Annotated in this window: 16 protein-coding genes, 1 tRNA gene and 1 pseudogene; 8 read left to right on the top strand and 10 right to left on the bottom strand. The window is 60.5% G+C overall.

The features are described 5' to 3' along the window. Positions 1 to 60 precede the first annotated feature (60 nt). From ABFD52_10195 to ABFD52_10185, 3 genes are read left to right on the top strand one after another with little or no spacing between them, the layout of a single operon-like run. Positions 61 to 2,181, top strand: coding sequence for a sulfatase-like hydrolase/transferase (locus ABFD52_10195; GenBank protein MEN6561132.1), 2,121 nt, complete (start codon positions 61 to 63; stop codon positions 2,179 to 2,181). 57 nt (positions 2,182 to 2,238) lie between these two features. Continuing rightward, positions 2,239 to 3,153 carry a tetratricopeptide repeat protein gene (locus ABFD52_10190; GenBank protein ID MEN6561131.1) on the top strand — a complete coding sequence of 305 codons (915 nt, stop codon included), beginning with the start codon at positions 2,239 to 2,241 and terminating at the stop codon, positions 3,151 to 3,153. 13 nt (positions 3,154 to 3,166) lie between these two features. Beyond that, on the top strand, positions 3,167 to 5,314 hold the full coding sequence (locus tag ABFD52_10185; GenBank protein ID MEN6561130.1) for a GWxTD domain-containing protein: 2,148 nt from the start codon (positions 3,167 to 3,169) through the stop codon (positions 5,312 to 5,314). 6 nt (positions 5,315 to 5,320) lie between these two features. Here the strand turns inward: ABFD52_10185 and ABFD52_10180 are convergent, their stop codons facing one another. The 7 genes from ABFD52_10180 to ABFD52_10150 form a co-directional block, all read right to left on the bottom strand. Further along, entirely contained in the window at positions 5,321 to 6,364 is a 1,044-nt protein-coding gene (locus tag ABFD52_10180) for an NAD-dependent epimerase/dehydratase family protein (GenBank protein MEN6561129.1), read from the bottom strand. A 131-nt stretch (positions 6,365 to 6,495) separates the two neighbouring features. Beyond that, complete coding sequence (locus ABFD52_10175; GenBank protein MEN6561128.1) at positions 6,496 to 7,383, bottom strand: hypothetical protein; 888 nt, start codon at positions 7,381 to 7,383, stop codon at positions 6,496 to 6,498. Between the two features lie 84 nt (positions 7,384 to 7,467). After that, complete coding sequence (locus ABFD52_10170; GenBank protein ID MEN6561127.1) at positions 7,468 to 8,337, bottom strand: hypothetical protein; 870 nt, start codon at positions 8,335 to 8,337, stop codon at positions 7,468 to 7,470. 170 nt (positions 8,338 to 8,507) lie between these two features. Next, positions 8,508 to 9,266, bottom strand: a complete 759-nt coding sequence (locus ABFD52_10165; protein MEN6561126.1) for a MerR family transcriptional regulator — start codon at positions 9,264 to 9,266, stop codon at positions 8,508 to 8,510. Positions 9,267 to 9,390: 124 nt separating this feature from the next. Continuing rightward, positions 9,391 to 11,487, bottom strand: a complete 2,097-nt coding sequence (locus ABFD52_10160; GenBank protein ID MEN6561125.1) for a M28 family peptidase — start codon at positions 11,485 to 11,487, stop codon at positions 9,391 to 9,393. A gap of 119 nt (positions 11,488 to 11,606) precedes the next feature. After that, positions 11,607 to 12,122, bottom strand: a complete 516-nt coding sequence (locus ABFD52_10155; protein ID MEN6561124.1) for a nitroreductase family protein — start codon at positions 12,120 to 12,122, stop codon at positions 11,607 to 11,609. 208 nt (positions 12,123 to 12,330) lie between these two features. Further along, complete coding sequence (locus tag ABFD52_10150) at positions 12,331 to 15,024, bottom strand: family 78 glycoside hydrolase catalytic domain (GenBank protein MEN6561123.1); 2,694 nt, start codon at positions 15,022 to 15,024, stop codon at positions 12,331 to 12,333. 238 nt (positions 15,025 to 15,262) lie between these two features. On the opposite strand from ABFD52_10150, the gene ABFD52_10145 reads away from it, so the two are divergent. Continuing rightward, a complete protein-coding gene (locus ABFD52_10145; protein ID MEN6561122.1) occupies positions 15,263 to 16,105 on the top strand; it encodes a hypothetical protein in 843 nt (280 codons plus the stop codon). Here ABFD52_10145 and ABFD52_10140 read toward each other — a convergent pair. Further along, positions 16,102 to 17,091, bottom strand: a complete 990-nt coding sequence (locus tag ABFD52_10140; GenBank protein MEN6561121.1) for a 6-bladed beta-propeller — start codon at positions 17,089 to 17,091, stop codon at positions 16,102 to 16,104. The two genes, ABFD52_10145 and ABFD52_10140, sit on opposite strands and share 4 nt — an antisense overlap. A gap of 152 nt (positions 17,092 to 17,243) precedes the next feature. Here ABFD52_10140 and ABFD52_10135 point away from each other — a divergent pair. From ABFD52_10135 to ABFD52_10120, 4 genes are all read left to right on the top strand, one after another. Continuing rightward, a tRNA-Ala gene (locus ABFD52_10135) sits at positions 17,244 to 17,319 on the top strand. Positions 17,320 to 17,721: 402 nt separating this feature from the next. After that, positions 17,722 to 18,408 carry a hypothetical protein gene (locus ABFD52_10130; GenBank protein ID MEN6561120.1) on the top strand — a complete coding sequence of 229 codons (687 nt, stop codon included), beginning with the start codon at positions 17,722 to 17,724 and terminating at the stop codon, positions 18,406 to 18,408. 11 nt (positions 18,409 to 18,419) lie between these two features. After that, positions 18,420 to 19,031 carry a hypothetical protein gene (locus tag ABFD52_10125; protein ID MEN6561119.1) on the top strand — a complete coding sequence of 204 codons (612 nt, stop codon included), beginning with the start codon at positions 18,420 to 18,422 and terminating at the stop codon, positions 19,029 to 19,031. Next, positions 19,000 to 19,815 carry a hypothetical protein gene (locus tag ABFD52_10120; GenBank protein MEN6561118.1) on the top strand — a complete coding sequence of 272 codons (816 nt, stop codon included), beginning with the start codon at positions 19,000 to 19,002 and terminating at the stop codon, positions 19,813 to 19,815. The genes ABFD52_10125 and ABFD52_10120 overlap by 32 nt, the downstream gene beginning before the upstream one ends. A gap of 26 nt (positions 19,816 to 19,841) precedes the next feature. Here the strand turns inward: ABFD52_10120 and ABFD52_10115 are convergent, their stop codons facing one another. Together ABFD52_10115 and ABFD52_10110 are read right to left on the bottom strand one after the other, a co-directional pair. Continuing rightward, the gene (locus tag ABFD52_10115; protein ID MEN6561117.1) at positions 19,842 to 22,580 is read right to left on the bottom strand and encodes a DNA methyltransferase; all 2,739 of its coding nucleotides are present in this window, start codon (positions 22,578 to 22,580) and stop codon (positions 19,842 to 19,844) included. 138 nt (positions 22,581 to 22,718) lie between these two features. After that, positions 22,719 to 23,777 (bottom strand): annotated as a pseudogene (locus ABFD52_10110) (IS3 family transposase). Positions 23,778 to 23,893 lie beyond the last annotated feature (116 nt).

The following is a 23,893-nucleotide window of genomic DNA, read 5'->3' as shown; positions in this document are numbered from 1 at the left end:
CTTTCCTTATCCCGGCCAGGTCCGGCGTGCTAGAATGATGCGCTGAGGAGAGACGATCGCATGAGCCTCTCTGTTATCCGCCCGGCCGCGCGGGCCGTCGTGGCCGCGCTGGCGTTCCTGGCCGGCCTGCCTCTGGCCGCCGCCCCGGCCCCCCGGCCGAACCTGCTCCTGATCACCGTCGATACGCTGCGGCCGGACCGCCTGGGCTGCTACGGCTCGCCCTATCTCAAGACCCCGGCCATCGACCGGCTGGCGGGTTCGGGCGTCGTCTTCGGCCGGGCTTTCGCCCACACGCCCCTGACGCTTCCGTCCCACGCCTCGATCCTTCTCGGCACAACGCCGCTTTCTCACGGCGTCCACGACAACGGCAACTTCAAGGTGCCGGAGGACCTCCCCAGCCTGGCGACGTTCCTGAAGGGCCAGGGCTATGCGACGGGCGCCTTCGTCGGGGCCTTCCCCCTGGACGCCCGCTTCGGCCTGGACCGCGGCTTCGACGTCTACGACGAGAGCTACGGCTCCGGCACCGGCCTCGATTTCCAGTTCGTCGAGCGGAAGGCCGAGGCCGTCGTGGCCGCCGCCCTGGCCTGGCTCGACGGCCGCGCCGGGCCCTGGTTCGCCTGGATCCATGTTTTCGACCCCCACCAGCCGTACGAGCCGCCGGCGCCGTACGCGGACAGGTTCAAGGACGATCCCTACAGCGGCGAGGTCGCCTATGTCGACGCCTCCCTGGCCCGGCTTTTCACGTACCTCGACGGCTCCCGCCAGGCGGCCTCGACCGTGGTCGTCCTGACCGGCGACCACGGCCAGTCGCTCGGCGAGCACGGCGAGACGACCCACGGCTATTTCGCCTACAATTCGACCCTCTGGGTGCCGCTGATCATGGCCGGGCCGGGCCTCAGGCCGGGCCGCGTCGACGGGAACGTCTGTCACGTCGATATCTTCCCGACCGCCTGCGATCTCCTGGGCCTGCCGAAGCCGGCCTTCCTGCAGGGGCTCTCGCTCCTTCCCGCGACGAAGGGCAAGGACCTGGGAGACCTGGCCGCCCGGCCGATCTATTTCGAATCGCTCTACGCCTACTACCGGCGGGGCTGGGCCCCCCTGCGCGGTTACATCGAGGGCCCGAAAAAGTTCATCGACCTGCCCGTCGCCGAGGCCTACGACCTCGGATCGGATTTCGCGGAGGCCCGGAACCTGGCCGGCCCGGACGTCGCCCGCGAGCGGGCCAAGGTGGCCGCGATGGTCAGGGCCGGGTCCGGGCCGGAGGCCGCCGCCAGGCCCCAGCTCGGCGCGGCCGCCCGGGAGCGGCTTCAGAGCCTGGGCTATGTCGGCGGCTACCAGCCGCCGGCCAAGGTCTATTTCGGGCCCGGGGACGACCTGAAGACGCTCCTGCCCTTCAACCGCAAGTTCGAGCAGGCCCAGGACCTCTATTTCCGCGGCCAGGCCGAACAGAGCATCGCCCTGCTCCGCGAGCTCGTCCGGGACCGTCCCGACTTCGACAATCCCTATCTCTTCCTGGTGACCGTTTACGAGAAGCAGGGCCGGCCGGCCGAAGCGGAGATCCTGTTGCGGAAGGGCACGGCGGCCAACCCCCGCAACTACAAGCTGGCCATCGAGCAGGGCATCGTTCTGGCCGAGCTCGGGCGGAACGACGAAGCCATCGCCGTGCTCGACCGGGCCGCGGCCATGATCGACTGGGACCCCGAGCTCTGGAACTACCAGGGCGTGGCCTACTGGAACAAGGGCGACCTCGACAATGCCGTCGCGGCCTACGAGCGGGCCCTGGCGCTCGACCCCAGGTACGGCGCCGTGCTCTCCAACCTGGGCACGGCCCAGGCTGCGCAGGCCATGAAGACCCGGGATGCCGCCAAGCTCCGCCAGGCCATGGATTCCTTCAAGCGGGCCCTCGAAGCCGACCCGCGGGATGCCTCCGCCTACAACGGACTTGGCGCCGCCTACCGCCTGCTGGGTGACGTGGCCGCCGCCATCTCGTGCTTCGAGCAGGCCCTGGCCGCCTCTCCCGGGCACAAGTTCGCCCTCTACAACCTGGGCACGGCCTATTTCGACAAGGGCGAGAAGGCCAAGGCCCTGGCCGCCCTGACCAGGTACAGGGACCTCTACGGCAAGACCCTGCCGGCCAGGGAGAGAGAGACCCTCGAGGCCCTGATGGAACAGTGCCGCTAGGTCTTCGAATCGGCGTATGCTAAGATGTCTGGCAAGTGCGTCATCCGGAGGATGGAGATGAAAAAAACCCTCGTTGTTTCGATCTGCGTCCTGATGGCCGCGTCCGCCCTTTGCGCCCAGGAGTGGAAGGGGCAGGGGCGGATCCCCGGGATCGTCGTCGATGATCAAGGCAACCCCGTCGAGGGGGTCCGGGTCAAGTTCTTCTGCCCGAAGTTCGACGGCGGCTTCGAGGCCAAGAGCGGCAAGGACGGCAAATGGCTCGGCGCCTGGATGCGCAGCGGGCTGTGGAACATCGACTTCGACAAGATCGGGTATTCCTCGGTCCACAAATCGCTGCAAATGAACCAGTTCGAGAAGTACAAAGAGATGAGGGTGGTCATGCGCAAGGTCGAGGGCCTGGTCGTCAGCGACGACATGAGAAAGGACCTGACGGCGGCCAACGACATCTATGACAAGAAGGATTACGCCGGGGCCGTCGAGGCCTACAAGGCCTTCCTGGCCAAGTTCCCCGACGCCTACTTCGTCTGGCGGAACGTCGGCAACAGCTACTTCGTCCAGGAGAAGTACGACGAGGCCGAGGCGGCCTACAAGGAGGTCCTGGCCAAGAACCCGGCCGACGCGGAGGCCACGATCGGCATCGGCAACTGCTATGCCAATCGCGGCAACACCGACGCGGCCCTGGAATGGTACAACAAGGTTCCCCTCGACAAGATCGAAGACCCCAACCTCCTCTGCTCGATCGGCATTGCCTTCTTCAAGACGCAGAAACTGGCCGAGGCCGCGGCCTATTTCGAGAAGGCCGTCGCCCTCGACGAGAACCAGCTCGACGCCCTCTATCAGCTGGGCATCACCTACACGGCCCTTCAGGAGAAGGCCAAGGCCATCGACGCCTTCGAGAAGTATCTCAAGGTCGATCCCGATACGGAACGGGCCGCGCAGGTCCGGAGTTTCTTGGATTATCTCAAGAAATAGCGGGTTCGAGGCCATGAACAGACGCATCCCGATCCTGAGCCCGGCCCTGGCCCTGGTCCTGGTGCTGGGGCTGGCCCAGGCCGTCCCTCCGCTTCTCGCGGCGCGCCAGGACAAGCCCCGGCCGGTCCAGTCCAAGACGGAGAAGGCGCGGCCGGCCAAAGACGGCCGGGACCTCGATCCCGTCTACCAGGACTTCCTCAAGCTCACGGCCTACATCATCAGCCCCAAGGAGCGCGAGGTCTTCCTGGATCTCACGGACAACCGCGACCGCGACATCTTCGTCACCGACTTCTGGAAGATCCGCGACCCGACCCCGGGGACGCCGGAGAACGAGTACAAGGACGAGATCCAGAAGCGTTTCGACTACGCCAACAAGTATTTCCCGGCCGGCCGGCCGGGCTGGATGACCGACCGCGGCCGGGTCTGGATGATCCTGGGCGAACCGCGCAGCTACGACCGCTTCCCGGGCACGACGGGCATCGTTCCCTGCGAGGTCTGGTATTATTACACCGACGGGACGAAGAACCTGCCGACGCATTTCGGCCTGGTCTTCTTCCAGAAGAAGGGCTTCGGCGAGATGAAGCTCTACGACCCGTTCATCGACGGGCCCAAGTCCCTCCTCGAGCCCCTGGCCAGCCTCAGGACCATCGACCAGGACGACTACGAAACGATCTTCGATACCATCCGGAACTTCGCCCCGACCCTGGCCTCGATGGCCATGTCGCTCATCCCCGGGGAGTACGGGTACAACTATCAGCCCACGGCCCGGAGCACGGAGCTCCTGGCCAACCTCACTGAATACCCCTACAAGGGGCTCAACCCGACCTACGCCACGCATTTCTTCGATTTCAAGGGTCTGGTCAGCACCGAGTACATGACCAACTATGTCGAGAACGAGGGCCTGGCGGCGGTCATCCGCGACCCCCGCCTCGACCTGCCCTTCGTCCATTTCAGCGTCGTGCCCCTGAAGCTGTCCGTGGACTACTACGAACCCAAGGACCAGTACTTCGCCAACTTCAAGGTCGACGTCAGTCTGCGCCGCGGCGAGGACATCGTCTTCCAAAACTCCAAGGAGTACGCCCTCTATTTCCCGGCCGCCGACATCGACCGCATCCGCCAGAACGGCGTCTCCCTGGAGGACGCCTTCCCGGTCTGCGAGGGGACGTACAAGCTGACCGTGCTCGTCCAGAACTCCGTGGCCAAGGAGTTCACGGTCTTCGAGCGCACGGTCACCGTGCCCCGGTCGGGGGGTGCGCCGGCGCTCAACGGCCCGTTCCTCGGCTACCAGCTGAAGGCCTTCTCGGCCGACGTGCTGATCCCCTTCAAGACCGGCGAGCGCAAGCTCGTCGTCGATCCCAAGATGAGCTTCGGCTCGTCCGACGAGCTGGACGTCCTCGTTTCCGTGACCGACGTCACGCAGGAGCTGTGGCAGGCCGGGTCGGTCGAGCTGGGCCTGAAGGGCCTGACCAACGTCCAGACCGTGCGGACCGTGTCCCTGCGGCTGGCCGACGGACCCTGCCGCCCGGTCATCAGCCTGACACCCAACCTGTCCACGGCGGGCCTGCCCCCGGACTATTACGAGCTGACCGTCCGCCTGCTCGGGCCGGACAAGACAGTCCTCGACGAGAAGAAGGCCCAGTTCGTCCTGTCGTCCGAGCGGGCGCTGGCCCACCCCATCGCCAATTCGCGCGGCTTTTCCCTGGCCAACGAGTTCTACATCGACTACCAGCTGGCCCGCCAGTACGACAAGCTCGGCGTGCCGGACAAGGCGGAGGCCTTTTTTGCCAGGGGACTGGCCAGGAACCCGGGCTACAAGGAAGGCGTCAGCGACTATGCCCGCTTCCTGGTCAAGAGGGGCAAGTTCGAGGAGGCCCTGACCGTGGTCGAGGGCCTGGCCGGGGTGGAGAAGGGCCGCTTCGACTATCATACGGTCCGGGGCCTGGCCCTGATGGGCCGGGAGCGCTATGACGCCGCTCTTGCCGATCTGCTCGAGGCCAACAAGATCTACAACAGCGATACGTCCGTGCTCAACGCTTTGGGCACGTGCTTCCTGAAGCTGGGACAGAAGGACCGGGCCCTGGCGGCCTTCAAGGCCTCGCTGACGATCGACGGCGGCCAGGAAAGCATCGGCAAGATCGTCGCCGGCCTGGAAAAGAAGTAGGGCCGGCTAGAGGACGACCTTTCGCCCCGTCTTGCGCAGGGCGTACTGCTCCGCGATCCAGGCGTATGTCTTGGCCAGGCCCTCGCGCAGCGGCGTCGAGGGCTCCCACCCCAGGACCCGGCGGATCATCGTGTTGTCGGAGTTCCGCCCGCCGACGCCGAGCGGCTGGGTCAGGTCGTAGCGGCGCTCGACCTTGAACCCGGCGATGTCCTCGATCAGGCCGAGCAGGTCGTTGACCGAAACGAGCTCGTGCGAACCCAGGTTGATGGGCGTGGCGATGAGCTCGTCGCAGTGCATGATCATGTCGATGCCGTTGACGCAGTCCCCGATCCACATGAAGCTGCGGGTCCGGGTGCCGTCGCCCCAGATCTCGACCGCGAAAGTGCCGTTGTCCCGGGCCTCGACGACCTTGCGCGAGAGCGCCGCCGGCGCTTTCTCGCGGCCGCCGTCCCAGGTCCCGAACGGCCCGTAGACGTTGTGGAAGCGGGCGATGGCCGTCTTGAGGCCGCGCTCGGCCCGGTACTCCTGGCAGACCATCTCGGAGAAGAGCTTCTCCCAGCCGTAGCCGCGCTCGGCGTTGGCCGGGTAGGCGTCGGACTCCCTGAGGGCCCGGGACCGGGTGTCCTTCTGGAGGTCGACGTTGTAGGCGCAGGCCGACGAGGAGAAGAAGTAGCGGTCGGCCCCGGCCTTCTGGGCGGCCTCGATCATGTGGGTGTTGATGAGGACGCTGCGCAGGCATTCGATCCGGTAGCGCTCGATGAAGCCCATGCCGCCCATGTCGGCGGCCAGGTTGTAGACCTCGACGGCCCCGTCGCAGGCCCTGGCGCAGTTGTCCGGGACGCTGACATCGAGGACCAGGTCCTCGACCCCGGGCGTGCGCTGGTACCATTCGGCCAGGGGCTTCTTGTCGACGGCCCGGATCCGGGCAAAGCCCTTGTCATGAAAATAGCGGACGAGCGAGCCGGCGATGAAGCCGCCGGCCCCGGTGACGACCAGCAGGTCGTCCTTTTTGCGGAAATCCTCGATCCGTTTGGGCGTCTTCTCGGGCATGGCCTCTCCTGTCTCAGCGAATGGACCGCAATTCAGGGACGGCCGCCGCGCAGCCGGGCAACCAGGCGACCGGACCGCCGGACAGCCATCCCTGACGATTTAGTCGGACGAGGGGCCGGCGGGGGGACGGGTCATGACTTGCCGGCCAGCGTGATCTCGCTCTTGGACGTCTGGCTCATCGGGATGGTCATGCCCGCGCCGGAGACGTCGATGGAGATCTCGGATGTCGTTTCGTCGGCCGACTTGACGAATATCCCTTCCTTGACCGCGAAATACCAGACGGTCTTGCCCTTGCTGGTGCCGGACATGGTCAGGTCCATGCCCATCTGGTTCCCGGTGCCGGTCACGGTCCCGGTGACCTGCGAGGAGATCCGGGCGCATTCCATCCCGTCGACCGTCTCGAGGCCCTCGAACGTGTTGACGTACTGGCTGTCGGCGCGGACGCTCATGGCGGCCGATTTCTGCTCGAGGCTGGCGCTCGAAGGCCAGGTGTCGCCGACCTTGACCGGCTTGCCCGGCAGGTCGGGGAAGAAGGCCTTGAACTGGGCGCTGACATCGCGCGTCTCGGCGGCCGTGCTGAAGGTGATGGCCTCGGCGCCGGAGACGTCCACTTCCGAGCCGAGCGGGGAGAGGACCATGTCGAAAGACTTGCCCTTGACCTGGCTGAAGTCAGGGGACATGTCGCCCTGCATGCTGTTGGTCACGGTCGAGGCCATTTCGTCGATGGTCACGCCCAGGAGCAGGTTCTTGTCCTTCATTCCCTTGGACTTGAAGGTGACGGTGTTCGTGCTGGCGATCTTGGTGTCCATCGCCTGGCCCTGGACCTCCATGACCTGGGTCTGAGCCGACTGGAGCTTATAGGTCAGGCTGCGGCCGGCCGGCATCTTGTATTCGAGGACGACGGCCCGGCCGGGCTTGGCCTGGGGCCCTGCGGCGGCCGCGGGCACGGCGGCGGCCAGGACGAGCGTGGCGGCGGCCGCCAGGGCCGTCCGCGCGATCGGTGCGATTCTGGCATTCATCGATAAACCTCCTCGGAACGTTCGAACGATTCTACCACGGATGGAGCCGTTGTGCAGCTTTTCGCGGCGCGAACGGCGCGGCGGTCACTTCCTGCCGGTCAGCCTGGTCTCGCCCTTGCTCGTCTGGGTCGCGGGGATGGTCAGGCCGGCGGCCGGGACGTCGATCGACATCTGGGTCGTCGTCTCGGAGGTCGCCTGGACGTAGATCCCTTCCTTGACGGCGAAGTACCAGACGTCGCGGCCCTTGATGACGCCCGTGAAGCTCAGGTCCATGCCCATCTGGCTCCCGGACCCCGTGAGGGTGCCGGTCACCTGGGTGGCGACCCGGGCGCAGTTCATCCCCTCGACGGTCTCGAAGCCCTCGAGCGTGTTGACGTTCTGGACCTCGACCTTGATCTTGATCGAGCCCGCGGTCTCTTCGACCGAGGCGCTCGACGGCCAGGTCTCGCCGATCCGGGCCGGCTTGCCGGAAACGTCGGGGAAGAACGTCTTGAATCCCGAGGCCATGGTGTGGGTCTCCCCGGAGATGGCGTAGGTGATGGCCTCGGCCCCGGCCACGTCCACCTCGGAACCGAGCGGCGAGAGGACCATGTCGAAGGACTTGCCCTTGACCGCGCTCATGTCCGGCGACATGTCGCCCTGGAGGCTGTTGGCGACGGTCACGGCGGCGCTGTCGAGGGTCACGCCGAGCAGGAAGTTCTTATCCTTCAGGCTCTTCGACTTGACGGTGAAAACGCTGCTGCTGGACATCCGGGTGTCGTTCGACTGGCCCATGATCTCCATGACCTGCGACTGTTCCGTCTTGGCCTCGTAGGTCAGGACCCGGCCCGCCGGCATCCGGTACTCGAGGATGTTCCGGGCCGGCTCGGTCTTGACGGCGCAGCCGGCCAGGACGAGGACGGCGCCGGCGGCGGCGGCCAGGGCGGACCGGCGGGCGCACGCGTTCTTTTTCATCGGATGCACCTCCTGCCTGATCATACGGACTCGTCCCGGACGGGGTTCTGGCCGCCGGGGGCGTTCTTTCGATGGGAGGATGATAAACCGGAGGGAGAGGGAAAGTAAAGCCGGCCGGGGAGGCCGGGCCGGCCCGTCAAGACCGGACCGGCCTCCCCGGAGGCGTTCGATCAGGACTTCCTGGCCCCGGCCGCTGCTTGGACCTTCTTGATGAAGCCCCAGACCTCCGGGCCGATCATGTTGTCCTCCTTCGGGATGGCCCCGGCGCCGTAGGCCTGGCCGATCCGGGCCTTGAGCTCGGGGTGGCCTTCGTAGGCCTCGTCGAGGAGCGTTTTCCAGCGCCGCCCGAGGTCCTGGGCCTTGTCGCCCGCGGGATCGAGCCCCAGGTTAGCCTTGACCTCGGCGATGAGCGCCGCCCAGCGATTCTGGTAGGCGTCCATGTCCTCCGGGGTGTACTGCTTGCCGATCTCGGCGAACTCCTTCATCTCGGCCTCGGTGAAGAACTTCTCGTGCCAGCCCTTCTTGACGTCTTCGCCCATTTGAATGACCTCCATGATCCTGATGAGTTTTTCCCTGTGGATGCGGCCGTCCTTCTCGAGGCGGGCCAGGACCTGGTCGATCGCCCGCGAGGCCTCGCGAAGACGCGCGATCTCGTCCCTGACGGCCTCGGCCTGGACCTTGAGGGACTTGACGGCCTGATAGCCCCGGCTCGCGAGAAGGCGGCCGATCTCGTCGAGAGAGAAGCCCATGAACTTCAGGGTGACGATCTGCTGAAGCCTGAGCAGGTCGGCGTCGGTGTAGACCCGGTAGCCGTTCGGCCGCTCGAAGCTCGGCTTGAGCAGGCCGATCTGGTCGTAGTAGTGGAGCGTCCGGACCGTCACCCGGGTCAGCCTGGCGAACTCCCTGATGAGATAGCCTTTGGTCTTCACGGCCTTGTCCACGTCCCCATTGTGCACTATGACGTAACGTCAGAGTCAAGAGGGCGGGGGCACTTTTTTTTGGAGATGTTTTCGTCCGTCCAGGCGGGGGCCCGCCCCCCTATGGCGGAGCCCTCTAAAAGGCGACCAGGCCGGCGCGCTTGAGGAGCTCGAGGTGGGCGACGACGGCCTCGAGCGGCGTCTCCTCGCGGAACTGGGCATCGACCATCTTCTTGATGTCCAGGGCGCTGTGGCGGCCGTCGCAGAGAAGCTGGATCTCGGCGGCGACGCGGGAGAAGGCCCGGGACGGCGCCTTGTCGCCCAGGCGCTCGTATTCCTCATCGAGGACTTCCCGGTAGCGCCCGTAGCCGCCGGCCTTCACCACGGGATCGGTCCGCGGGACAAGGGCGGCGGCTCTTTTCTCGGCCGCCGACAGCCTGAGCACGACCGGCTTCAGGGCGAGGCCGGCGGCCTGAAGGCGCATGGCCTGGTCGAGCGTCCGCAGCTGGGCCGCTTCGAGGCCGTCGACCGACCGCCGGAGCTCGGCGAGATAGGCGACGAAGCCGGGCTTGTCGGCCGCGAGCTCGCGGACCGTGTCGAGCGTTTCGCGCTCGTTCCGGGCCGAGGCCTCGATGGAACCGCGGGCCCGCTTGTAGGCGCCGGGGAAGGCGGCCGCAGCCGCGCGTCCCATCTCCTCGAGGCCGCGGGCGGCCTGGTGGCCGATCCGGCCCGAGGCGTTGGCCACGATCTCGGCGGCGATCCGGGCCGCCAGCGGCTGACCGGCCGAGGCGACGGTGTACGCCGCCGCCGCCGTGACTATGACCGCCCGCTTAAGCTGGGTCGGGTCGAGCTTGTCGGGCCGGTCTTCGGAGGTGTGCATCCACTTGTCGGGCCAGGTATTGAGGATGACGCCTGGGATACCGATCGCCCAATCGTTGAAGACCTCGTGGTCCGACGCGCCCATGTGCGTCCCGACATAGTAGTACATCGGGTCCTCGCTGCCGGTCGGGGCGACGATGCGCCGGTTCGGGTCCCCGCTCATGATGTTGACAACGTAGGCCTTGGTCGCCTCCCCGACGTAGCGCAGCGAGCTTTCGACGACGTCGTTGACGTAGTGGGGATTGCCGTAGGTCGTGCGCATGACGGTGAAGAACGACCGGCTCTCGGCCAGGGCCAGGCCGACCATGTCCAGGTTGATGTTGCAGAGCGTCCGCGGCAGCCGGTCTTTGCCGTCGACCGCCGTGTAGACCGAGGCCGCGCCGAACTCGGGACCCCAGAGGAAGCGGACGGTCCGCTTCGGCCGCGGCAGGCGTCCTTCGTCGATGAGGGCCTTCAGGGTCCGGGCGGTCTCGAGCAGGGCCGAGGAGCCGGAGGAGTTGTCGCTGGCCCCGAACATGGTGAAGCCCTCGAAGAGATGGGCCGTCAGGATGATCTCCTGGGCGTCCTTGTCCGTGCCGGGGATCGAAGCCAGGACCATCTGATTCTGGTAGGGCTCGAGCTTGGATTCGACGACGGCGTGGACCGTGATCTTCTCGCCGCCCAGGAGGCGGTCGCGGAGGAGGGCCCCTTCGCGCGGCGGCAGAAGGAACGCGAAGCGGGTGACCTCGTTCCGGGCGGACAGGCGCGCCCAGGGGATGATCAGCGGGTCGAAATAAGGCCGCGGCGAGTTGAACGAGATGACCCCGGCGGCGCCCTTCTCCCCGCAGCCGATGGCATGGACGGCGCCGGCCGGCCCTGACGTGACCAGGATCTTGCCCCTGACGTCGAGCCCGGCGAAGTCCTTTTCCGCGCCTTCCCCGACCCAGACGAGATCAGCCGTGACGTCGGCGGGCTGGCTGGCGAAGGCCAGCATGGCCGTCAGGTCGGTGTAGGAGGCCAGCTTCTGGCGCCGCGGCTTGACCTCCCAGAGCTCGCCCTTGACGCCGTCCCAGGTCGAGGCGCTGCCGTAGCGTTCGATGGCGGCGTCGGCGAAGCCGTAGTCCTTGAGGCGGTCGAAGACGTACTGCGCCTCGGCGAACGTGCCGGCGTACTCGGCCGGCTTGCGGTCGCGCGGGACGCCGCACATGGCCATGACATGGCGGAGGGCCGTTTCGCCGGAGGATTCGCCGACGATCTCGTCCATCTGCGGGGCGGGCAGGAGGCTCCACTGCAGCCAGGGGGTCATCTGGGCCCAGGCCGAAAGGCCCAGGAGGGCGACGAGCGGGAGGATGAAGAGGACGGGTTTGCGGCTCATGGCGTTTCTCCGATCAGCGTTCGCGGCGCGGCATTCCGGCCCAGTCTACTCCAGCGGAGATGGCGCTTCAACGATTTTGCGAACGGCGGCGCGGGCGGGCTGCGGCGCGGGCGGGAGGCCTACTTCGCGCCGGCGCGGCGGACGAGCTCGTCGAGGGGCCGGCGCTTCTTCGTCCCGGGCGCGTCGGCCGCGTAGCCGAGCGGCGTGAAGGACAACGGGACGAGGTCCGGGGGAAGCCCGAGGACCTCGCGGGCCGCGGCCGGATCGAAGGCGGCGATCCAGCACGTGCCCAGGCCCTCATCGGCCGCGGCGAGGACGACGTGGGTCATGGCTATCGTGGCGTCGACCTCGGCGGCGTTCCAGCCGTCGGCCTTGCGGACCCAGGCCTCGGACGGCACGGCGCAGACGCAGAGGACGAGCGGCGCCTGGACGAACCAGTCGCGGCCGTAGATGCGCCGCAGGCCCTCCTTCTCGTCGGCGGTGCGGACGGCCACGATCCGGAAGGCCTGGCGGTTGGCGGCGGTCGGGGCGAGGCGGGCCGCCTCGAGCACCCGGGCCAGCTTATCCTCCTCGACCGGGTCCGGCCTGTAGGCCCGGACGCTGTACCGCGATCGGACCAGATCCTGGAAGCTCATCGCTCACCTCCCAACAAAAATGGGGGACACAATACCTATTTCCCTATTATCAGGATCATACCACCACCAGCGAATCCTCGCCCTCTTAGTTGGGGACACATGCGTATGGAAATCCAATTTTGCTCCCCAAGGCAAAAAGCGGAAATAGGTATCATGTCCCCATTTTTCTACAGGGGGGAAAATAGGAAATAGGTATTGTGTCCCCCATTTAATCTCCTTCGAGGACGAAGGCGTAGCGGCCGCCGCCGAGCTTGAAACGGATCGCGCCGTCCTTGTCCTCGGCCCCGTCGATCCCGGGCGTGCCGGCCACATACTGCCCGGCCGCCCAGACCGTCCGGCCGCCCTCGCTGACCTTGATGTTGCGGATGCCGAGCTTGGGGATGACGACCTCGGCCTCGGAACCGAACGGGATCGTCACCTCGACCCGGACGGTCCGCTCCGTCCGCGACCAGGCGCAGGCGATCGCGCCGCGGACGGTCATCGTCGAGCCCGAGGCGTGGGTCAGGTCCCGGACCATCTGCGGCTGGATGAGGACCTTGTCGAAGCCGGTCGTGCCCGGCGCCAGGTTGATCCCGGCCAGGGTCTTGTAGAACCAGGCCCCGACGCTGCCGAACATCGGGTGGTTGTGCGAGTTCATGGCCGAGCCCTCGCGGTTCTGCCACAGCTCCCAGAGGGTCGTCGCGCCGCTGGCGATCATGTAGCCCCAGCTCGGGAAATCGGTCTTGCAGGCGATGTCGTAGGCCAGGTCGGCGGCCCCGGTCCGGCTCAGGACCTCCATGACGTACTTCGTGCCGACGATGCCCGTGGTCAGGTGGGCGTTGCGCCCGTAGACGAGGTTGTCGAAGAGCCGGCCCCAGGTGCCCCACTGCTTCTCCGTCGGGATGTCGAGGAAGAGCGGCAGGGCGTTGGCCGTCTGCGTGCCCTCGGCGTAATCGCCGGTCTTCGGGTTGTAGTATTCCCGGTTGAAGGCCGCCCGGATCTCGGCCGCCAGCTTGTCGTAGAGCGCCGCGTCGGCCGTCTTCCCGAGGACGCGGGCGGCGTCGGCCATGATGCGGACGTCATAGAGATAATAGAAGGACGAGACGATCGCGTTGGAGCACTTCTCGATGGCCACCCAGTCGCCGTACGAGCTGAACTTGACCAGGCCGTTCTCGGCCTTGCTCCGGAGGAACTCGACGTACTTCTTCAGCGCGTCGTAGTGGTCCTCGAGGATGCGCGTGTCGCCGTAGTACTGGTACATGTACCAGCAGATCAGGGGATAGGCGGTGGCCCAGGCCGGGTCGGCGTTCTCCCCGCCCCAGATGTGGGGGATCGTGTCGGCTAGGCGCCCCTTGGCGTCCTGGACGTCGCGGATGTCGCGCATGAAGTTCGTGTAGAAGGCGGCCATGTCGAAGTTCATGATCGCTTCCTCGGCCGTGACCTGGGCGTCGCCCAGCCAGCCCATGCGCTCGTCGCGCTGGTCGCAGTCGGTCGGGATGCTGTGGAGATTGGTCTTCTGGCCCCAGGTGACGAGACGCTGGATGCCGTTGAGGACGTCCTTGGACGCGGCGAAGCTGCCGACGGGCTCGACCGCCGAATGGACGACCCGGCCGCGGATCGATTCGAGCGTGGGCGTCCCGGGGAACCCGGTGACCTCGACATAGCGGAAGCCGTGGTAGGTGAAGCGCGGCTCCCAGACCTCCTCGCCGTCGCCCCTGAGGATGTAGTGGTCCTCGGCCTGGGCCGTGCGCAGGTTGTCCTGGTTCAGCGTCCCGTCGTCGAAGAGGAGCTCGGCGAAGCGGAGCCGGACGTCGGTGCCGCGCGGCCCCCGGACGCGGAGGCGGGCCCAGCCGCTGAAGTTCTGGCCCATGTCGAAGATGTAGGCGCCGGGGAGGGGGCTGGTCATCTTGAAGGGCACGATCGTGTCGACGACCTGGATGGCAGGCATCAGCTGGGCCGAGAGGACGCCGGCCGGGCCCTTGACGGCCTCGGCCGCGGCCCAGCCCTTGTCGTCGAAGCCGGGCCTTTCCCAGCCCGGCGTCTCGCGGCGGGCGTCGTAGGATTCTCCGTTGTAGACGCTGTCCTCGAGGATCGGGCCGTCGGCGGCCTTCCAGGACGCGTCGCTGACGACGCTCACGGCGGTCCCGTCCTCGAGCTCGACGTTGAGCTGGAAGAGGAGGGCCCGCGACTTGTACCAGCCGTTGCCCAGCATGACGGCGACCGCGTTGGGGCCTTCGCGCAGGAAGCCCGTCACGTCGTAGGCGACGTAGAGGACGCGCTTGTCGTAGGTCGTCCAGGCCGGGTCGAGGACGTGGTTGCCGGCCTTGCGGCCGTTGAGACGAAGCTCGTAATAGCCGAGGCCGGCGATATAGGCCCGGGCCCTCTTGACCCGTCCCTTCAGGGTGAACTCCCTGCGGAACTGGCTCTTGGCGCCGATCCAGACGCCCTTCCAATCGCCCTTGTCGAGGAGCCCCATGTCGAAGCGGGCCGTCTCGCTCCAGGGGCTCTCGCGGCCGTCGCGGTCCCAGGCCCGGACCTTCCAGAAATAGGACTGCCCGCTGGCCAGGGGCTTGCCGGCGAAGGCGACCTGGGTGGACTTGGGCGACGCGACCTTGCCGCTGTCCCAGACGTCGCCGGCCGCGGCCTTGGGGTCCGTCGACACGATGACCTGGTAGGCCGACTGGGCCTGGCCGCGCTCGGCGTGATCGACGATCCAGAAGAAGCGCGGGTTAACCGTATCGACGCCCACGGGGTTGACGAGGTATTCGCAGCGGAGCGACGCCGGGGCCGACGGCCCGGCGGTTTCAGCGGCCGGCGCGGCGCCGGCGGCCGCGGGGACGGCGGCCGGCATGGCGAGAAGCACGATGGCCATGAGCGCGAGGCCCAGGCGTATTCTCGATCCAAAGCGACGGGACGGAGTCATGGGGTACCTCCTGAAGATTCGGCCCTTTCTAATTATCACAGCGGCCGCGGAAGGGTCAAACGGGCCGGCGCGGTAAACGATCGCCGGCGTCTTGACACCCTCTCGAGCCCGCGCCTATCATGAGTCCGCAGGCCGGGGCCGGCTCGACGGCGCCTTGCCGTAATGTCCGCCGGACGGAACGAGAGAAATGGATAGAAAGTCTCGGGATATGCCGGTTCGCCCGCGGCGGGTTCCCTTTGTGGGCGCGCTGCTGGTCCTCCTCGTCCTTCCCGCGCCCGCCGCCCGTCCGTCCCAAGCCGCCGCGGCAGGAAGCGAAGCCGGGACCTTGACCCGGGCCTTGGCGCAGGCCGGGGACTATTGCGCCCGGCTCGCCCGCGCGTCGATCGATTTCGTTTGCCTGGAAGAGGTCACGGAACGGATCCAGGAACGGAATCCCGTCTATCCCGCTTCCGCGTTCGGCCGGCCCGGCTGGCGGAATGACGTCGTCGAGCACCAATATCTTTATGATTATCAATTTGTTACCGAGGATGGGCAAAGAACGGAGAAGAGGCGCGTCCTCAAGATCGACGGGATCAAGCGGAAGGACGAGGCCGCCGACCTCGACACCCTGACCTTTTTGTACAAGAACGTCCTGTTCGGCGCGGTGGATCTTCTGGACGAGACAAGGCAAGGGTTCTACCGCTACGCTCTCAAGGGCCGGGAGATGATGGATGGGCAGCCGGCGCTGGTCATCGAGGCGACCGCCGCGCCCGGTCTGGCGGTGGACGTCCATCGGGGGACGGTTTGGCTGCGGGAGAGCGACGCCGCCATCCTGAAGATCGTCTGGAACGGCGCGTCACTGGAACGTAACGCGGCCATCCGGATGACGGCCAAGGAGTTCAAGGGCGCGCCGCAGATCCTCCAGGTCACGGAGTTCGGCCTGGAGAAGAACGGCGTCCGCTTCCCGACGCGCTTCGCCGTCGAGGAGGCCTACATCACCAAGAGGGGCCGGAAGGTCGTTCGTTCGACGATGGACGCCGTCTACCGGGACTACAAGTTCTTCACCGTCGAGGTCGCGACCACGGGGATCAAGGGACCCTAGGGGCGCAGCTCGTACCGGACGATCCTGGGGTTCGAGCCCTTCCCCTGCTCGTCCGCCTCGTCCCAGGCTTCCAGGTAGATCGCGTTCCCCCGGGCCAGGAGGATCCTGCGATCGCAGGGGATGCCGCTCGCGGCGAGGGTCCCATCGTTGTCGAAAATATCGAGGACGTTCTCCCTCTGGACGATGACGAGGCCGCTCGCCAGGCAGAAGGGGCCGTTCAGATCGAGCGGGGCCTCGCCGGCGGCCGCCGTTTGCCGGGCCTCGGGATTCCCGAAAGACTTGATGAGCTTCCCTTCGGGAGTGAACTCGCGGATTCGATAGACAAGGTGGTTCATCTCGTAGATCCGACCGCTCCTGCCGATGTCCATGCCGTCCGCCAGCCGGCTAAAGCGTGACTCGAGGGCGGCTTCGGGGATAGGGGCGAACGAAAAAAGGAGCTCTCCAGCTCGATCCAACGCCTTGACCGTATCGAACAAGCCCTGGGCCCTCGGCGGGACCATCCCGTCGTAGAGGTAGATCCGGCCCCCGTGTTCGACATGAAGGTAGTGGCCGCGGACCGGTCCGATCTCCCGCCGGTACCGGTATTCCCGGTCATAGACGATGATCTTCATCCGAAAATAGTCGTTGACGAGAATCTGGCCTTCGCCGTCGACGGCGACGCTTAACGGCGAAGAATATTCGCCAGGGCCTTGTCCGGACGCGCCCAGGATCCCCAGGAGCTTCCCCTCGGGAGAGAAAAGCCAAACGCGGTTCAAACGAACGCCATCAGCGACGATGAAATTCCCGCGGATGTCCACGGCCAAGTCGGTGATCTCTGCGAGGGCGCCATCGTCGGTCAATTCCAGCTGGACCTCGGACTTCGATCCGAAGACGTCGTCGAGCGTCTTCGCCACGGACAGGGCTCCCGCCGGTGTCGGGCCGCCGCGGCCGCAATTCCCTGAAGCCAGGACGATCAGGGACCAGATCACGAAAGACAGTCTCCTCATGGAGCCCTCCGCCGTCATATTGCGGCCAAGATATCATCCCGGTGGCGAGTTCTTCAAGCGCGGCCGGTTGATGCTCTCCCGGGCCCGGTCAGCTCCAGCGTGTCAACTTGACCCGGGGACCATCTTCCTGTAATATTATCGGGCTTCCCGGTGGGGCTGTAGCTCAGTTGGGAGAGCGCTTGAATGGCATTCAAGAGGTCGCCAGTTCGATCCTGGTCAGCTCCACCACCGAAAGAACCCCGTTTCCCCTGATTTTCCAGCGTCTTCCGTGATTTAGTTTTTTCTACTACAGTCCCGTAGTGTCAGCGGTTTTCTGCAGGTTTTGTCTTACTGCCGTCAAATGGGGAGTAGTCTGCCTTAGATATTCTCGGTGCCAAAATCACGGTTAAGCCCCCCCAAAAAACCGGAAACACCCGGAGACCCCTTGACGGGCTATCCCGGGAATAAGCGTTTTGACCGCTATGCCTGCAATATGGGTTCTATAGCTTTTGCTGAACGAGCATCGACTCTGCCATTTGTTCGGCCTCTTCGCTACATTCCTTAGATGGGGAAGCCCTCTGATCACGACTAAACATTGTATTTACCGGGGATTGCTAAATGTTATAAAATGTTAAAAAAGGATAAAGTCAAATGATATTCTCAGATTTTGCCCTCAATCGCACGGTACTCGAACTGAGATACGAAGAAGCGTTTATTTATTGGGATACGTGCGGGTCAATTAACTCTGCCATCAAGGCGGGATTTCCCAATTGGAAGTGGGAGAAAACGACCACCGAGTTATCTGCCTTTAGGGAAGTCCAAAAGAAGATGGAGCTAAACTTCAATATAAGTAGCATCAAGTTTGTTCAGGACCAAGTGGAGAGTCTTAATCAATTCAAGCTTGCCGCAAAAGAAATTACTCCCCAAATAATTGAAAAGCTAAAACTCACGAAATTTACGAGAGTAGGAAACCGTTTCATTTACGTTCTGGGACTTGAAAGCATCGACCAAGGCACAGAAATAATCAAGAAGAGCAAGCTTATCCAAGTTCCGGAAGACAAACTAGGTATTTTCGGGGACAGTCCATATAAATCTACCTATATCATTTACATTAAGAACGGCGACAATCAGTATCGCGTTGAACTTGCGGCGATTGAGCGAGTTGATGAGGTTGGTGCCGAAAGGATCGATGAAAAGTTCTTCCCAAAGTATGGCTTGAGAGTGGACGTCGATTTTTCGATAAATAAAAAGATGCAGATCGATGAGATATCGCTAGAAGACTATATTCAAGCCAATTTTAAGTTCCTAGAGAATAATCTGGTTCAATTAGTTAGGTAATTAAGAAATAAATGAGTACACAAACCACACCATTGGGGAATGGAAACGGTAAGGAGAGATATTCTTCCGGCTACAGCGAACTAACCGGAGGCATTACGCCGATTCGGACCAGCAGAGCGATACTTCAAGATACGGTAATCTATGGCGAGAATGAGCCTAAAGGCTTTTTTCAGTCAATTATCACTACGGGAGAAGCCCTTCCCGTTTTACCTTCTTCACAAACAGATACCATAAAGGAGATTGTCGGGAATTCTATCGAGGCCGTGGAGGATATTTTGGAATTGCTCGACATCGATAGAATCGAATGCCTTAACAGATTGACAATGTTTGAGGCCGATATGAGGTCGCTCTGGAACCGCAGGGAAGATGTTAACGAATATTTCCGGGAAATATTAGTTCATATGCTCTCTGCCGCAAGGGATTTTCGCTATAATCCGATTAATGCCGCGCAATGTTCGGCAATTAGGTCGGTTCTAAAAATCCTCTATAGCCTCAATATCGACCGATCTCAAGTGAAGACCGCACTAGCGCTATTAGTTGACAACAAAATCGATATCTTTTCGCCTATTAGAAATTGGGGCGAATATACAATTGAAATACGAAAACAAGAATCACCAAAGTGAAGACTTCTTTCTAGATACATCTGTTCAGATAGAAAGAAATCTATCGCATCCTGATAAAAGGGGCGAACTCGAAAGGTTCTTGGAAGCAGCTCATTCGCTTTGCACATCAACCTACGTGAAGATGGAATATAGAAGGAGCGTCATAGGGGACCTTGTTTACCTCTATAATGCGCTCATTGAAGCCGAGAGTTTTAAGGAAGTCCTCTACCGAATCAGCAATTTACCTGCTCAGAATCATCGCAGGGTAGCGAGGATGTTGGGCGGAATAGCAGGAATGTTCGAGGATGAGTCCAGCGAAGAAGTCAAAATAAGGAACATATCTGATTATGCCAAGCTATATTTCAAGTCCATCCTAGAAAACTGGGCAGAATTATTCGATAAGGACTTCGCCTTCATTTCCGATAAAACTGAATGCTTCTTGGCAAAGGGTGGGCCGACGTTAAGGGGAGATTTGTTTAATAGTGGAATGTCCCATTGCCAGCCGAGCACTACCAGATGCAATATTGTTAAGATCTTTCTAGACAACCTGGATGCTTTTAAGAATATTGTTGATTATCTGGAAGAAGCTCCCTTTCTTGATTCTGAACAGGAAAGACTAAAAGCGGTTCTTCTAAAGGCTATCGAGCACCCACGCAATCTAGGTAACAGGAAGGAATGCTATGCCTGTGGCGATGCTGTGATTGCTGTGGAATGTCCAGACGATTGCGTAATGATTTCGAAAAACGAGAAACACTTTAATCCGATTTGCGATAAGATTGGGAAGAAATTTTCAGCCATCTCATAGTCCAAATATGTCTCGAAAATGCGGGTTTACCTTTCGGCAACCCACGTTTCTACGGTTTTAACTTCGTCGTCAGTCAAACCGTATATTTTATAAATATGGGCGTTAATTGCCCGCTCAAATACTTCCGTATCGGCGTCTATCCTTTGTTGTCTCATTTGAAGGACTTTATCTACTAGCGAGATTATCTCTTTCTTTATGGATTCAGTGATTTGCGGTATTGGAATGTCATTGATCATTTTTTTTGTAAAAGTAGTGCCTTGATTGTAGCTAGATGCAGGATATTTTTCTTTCAAATATAAAAAAAGTAGATTGCTGTTAATTATAGCGAGAAGGAGTTTTAGCGTCTCGGGATTGTCCGAAGGAATAATCAATGTCGCTTTGCCGGGAATTATATCCCCGTTAATGTCTAGGCAAGCGTCCAACAGATTTAGCCCCTTCATTATTAGCTTGGGTTTAATAGATTTTTGACCATAGGAATTTGGGAATTCTCTCAGAAACCTTTCTCTTTGGACTACTGGCTTCAAGTATCTATTCCCAAGATATACCATCCTCTCTTGGCTCCATTTTGATACATATTTCCCAATGGTGCCTGTATTAATAATCTTCAGGCTGTCCCCTTTTCTTATACTTGAGGACTTCTCTTCTATGTAACTTTTTAGTTTATAGCAATCCGACGTTGCGCAAGCGTTTTCACAGACGCCAAGATCAGACAATCTTCCTGAACGAGCCTCCATTTTCTTGAACAAGTCGATAAAACCGGAAAATAGGCCGTCATAAGCATAGGGGGGATTCAATGATGCTTTCTTGATGGTACGTTTCAGGGTTATCTCTGTGCCCTCATAAGCATATAGCTTGATTGAATCTTGATATTGTTTTGAAAATGTCGTCACTATTGCATCGACTTTTGCTCTCTTAAATACGGCCCGGCCTGCGTTAAAAATGCTATAGATTGAGTTTATGGTGTCTATCCTTAACTTGTCTCCAAACGGCTTAGAGATCCACTTATCGGGAGTTATGAAGGAAAGGAATCCCCCTGATTTCAGTAAACCAAGGCCTCTTTCAAAAAAGGCAATATAGATATCCCAATTGCCCTTTGTCATTAGATATGTATCTTGGATAGCTCTCCGCAATAAGGGGTATTCCTTTGTCATTGTCTCCGAATCAATATAAGGAGGATTGCCGATCACACAATCAAATCCTTCCGGAAAATATTTCCTCCAATCAAAAGCACTCAGTTGCTTCATTTCCTCAGGGTCGGTAAATAATCTATCAAGAAAATACTCTGGTTCTATTAAGCTATTTCCGCATCTGATATTATTTTTCATATCGGGCAGAATAAGATCGCTCAATTTGATTTCGTGTTGAATATCAGGGCAATCCTCAAGCATCTTTAGATAAAGGCTCATCTGCGCTACTTCGCAAGCTTGGGGGTCAATATCCACTCCATAGATATGCCTTACCAATATGGTTTTACGGATTCTCTTGACCAACTTGCCGTCTAATAATGCTCCATCAGAAAGTGCCTTACGAGGATGCTTAATGTAATAATTTAGATACCAGCTCAGGAGGTAAGAATAGGCTCCAACTAAAAAACTTCCACTCCCGCAAGATATATCAACAATCTTGATATTAGAAACCTTCTCAAGCGCTCGTCTTTTATTAAATATCTTGGCAACAGTACTTTTAACCACATAATCGACAATGAAATCAGGCGTGTAATAAACACCCTTTGCCCTGGCTACTTCGGGTTTTTCGACAACCTGCACCAGACGCCTATGATTTTCCGGCCTGATCTTAAGAACCTTCCCAAGAAATCTCTCATAGATACTCCCCAATATCTCGATAGGAATATGTCCAAAATTATAAAAGGACTGATGATGAGGAGTGTCATATAACCTACTTAGTATTCGGTTTAGTACGTCATCACCAACGGAAAGTCCATCTACAGTATGAGGATTGTAAATCAGCCCGTTGTAAGCTCTGCCGACCGCTGAAAACCTCAAGACCATTTTGGGATAGATATCTTTTGTTTCAATTAAATCTCGCAATACTTTTTCTTCTATTCCGCGGTCCTCTAAGAACTTACTAAAGATGATTCTGTCCAATATTCTCTGAGTGAATTCTGTTAAAAGCTGCCCGTCGGCGCCGACGATTTTCTTGTTATTGAGATAAATATCGAGGGCAAGTTCCTTTCGCCAGTCTTCGAGTTCGGTTAAGAAGTCCTCGTCTATGGTAAAAAACTTTCGCCTCTTCTTTTCTTCTTCTAACAGATCCTCCAATGACGCATTAATCAGGACTGCTTCTTTAGAAAAGGTATCCCAAATCTGATCAAACCGGGAAAGGTAGTCTCTGTAGGTAAGGTCAAAAGTCTCGACGGTTGCGAGCTGTGGTTTGCTTTTTGTCGGCCTTATTGGTTTTATTAATTTGAAGGTTTCAAAATCTGTCAGAACACAAAAACGACTCTTATTGTAAGCATAGAAGTTTGCCTGCAAAACGTTATCAACTGAATCAGCATTACTAGCCTTTGCCTCCAAATAAAAGTGTCGGTTACCGAACACATAATCGACCCTTGATTGCTTTCCGCCGGATCTTTCATAACGTACATCTTGGTCTTTAGTGAAATCCCATCCTAAAATGCTGAAGAACGGTTGAATTAGCTTTTGCTTTGTATCCTCTTCCGTAAAATTGGCTTTGATATGGCGAGAATTTCTCTCGAAATAGCCAACCAGTACGCTAAGCCTTTCCTGTGCCTCTTGCTTTGTCATATCGCACTCTCCCTTCTGGCATTTCGATTAGAGGCTACCCTTCTTCGAAACATTAGTGACCTGACCCCCTCTCAGGGATCCAGCCCTTGTGCTAAGATTTTGCTGGATTGACCCGCACCCCGTTTCTCGCCCATTCTGTCAGCAACTTTTTGGATAAGCAAGTTCTTTTTTGTCCGCTTCGATGCCCAGCGCGGGCAGCTCGTTTTGAGGCTCGGCCCGAGCCGCGTATTGCTCGGGAGTCGCGTTGCCGAGAGCGCTGTGAGGCCGTTCCTCGTTGTAGTCCCTCCGCCAAGCTTCAACCTTGTCCTGGGCGTCATCCAAGCTCAGGAACCAGTGCTCATTAAGGCATTCCTGCCGGAACCGCCCGTTGAACGACTCGATATAAGCGTTGTCCGTCGGCTTCCCCGGACGGGAGAAGTCCAACGTGACATGGTTCCAGTAAGCCCAGAGATCGACGTCCTTAGAGATAAATTCCGGACCGTTGTCCACCCGTATCGACCGCGGCCGGCCGTGTTCCCTCATGACCCGTTCCAAGACCTCGACCACCTCGCAGCCGCGGATCCTCTGGCCCACATGGATGGCCAGGCTTTCACGGGTATGATTGTCCACTATCGTTAAGAGCCGGATCCGCCGGCCGTCAAAGAGCTCGTCGGACATGAAGTCCATGCTCCAGCACTCGTTCTTTTCCGCGGCCAGAGGCCGCAAGACCCTCTTCAGACAGGCCTTGCGCCGCCTGGGAGGTCTCCGCCTCATGGCCAAGCCTTCCTCACGGTACAAGCGATAAACCCGCTTGTGATTTACATGCCAGCCTTCACGCTCGATAAGGACTTGAAGCCGCCGATATCCGTAGCCGACCCGCGACATCGCGAGATCCCTCAGCCGCATCCGAAGCGCCGTCTGAGGGTCGGCTGTGCTCCCGCTCCTCGGCGGGCTTCAGAACTTTTTTGATAAGGCATCCTGGAGCATCTGCTTGTCGAGGGTCAGATCGGCCACCAGCCGCTTCAGCCGCCGGTTCTCATCCTCGAGCTGCTTCAGACGCCGAAGCTCCGCCACGCCCATCCCCGCGTACTTTTTCTTCCAGCGATAGAACGTGACTTCCGAGATCTCCATCTTCCGCACGATCTCCGCGGTCGGCGTCCCGCTCTCTGCCTGCCGCAGGGCAAAGACGATCTGCGCCTCCGTAAACTTCTTCTTCATCCCGAACTCCTTTCCGAATGCCCGATTTTATCAAAAAAGTTGCATCCGGAATGGACCAAGATCCGGGGTTCAGGTCAAGAGCGAGTCCTTGAGGCCTGACTTGATCCTGAGCAGTC

The organism is Acidobacteriota bacterium (assembly GCA_039683095.1).
In the GTDB taxonomy this organism is placed as follows: Bacteria; Acidobacteriota; Aminicenantia; order Aminicenantales; family Saccharicenantaceae; genus RBG-16-66-30.
The sequence above is the reverse complement of the archived record's forward strand: the minus strand, read 5'-3'. Positions and strand labels throughout refer to the sequence as shown.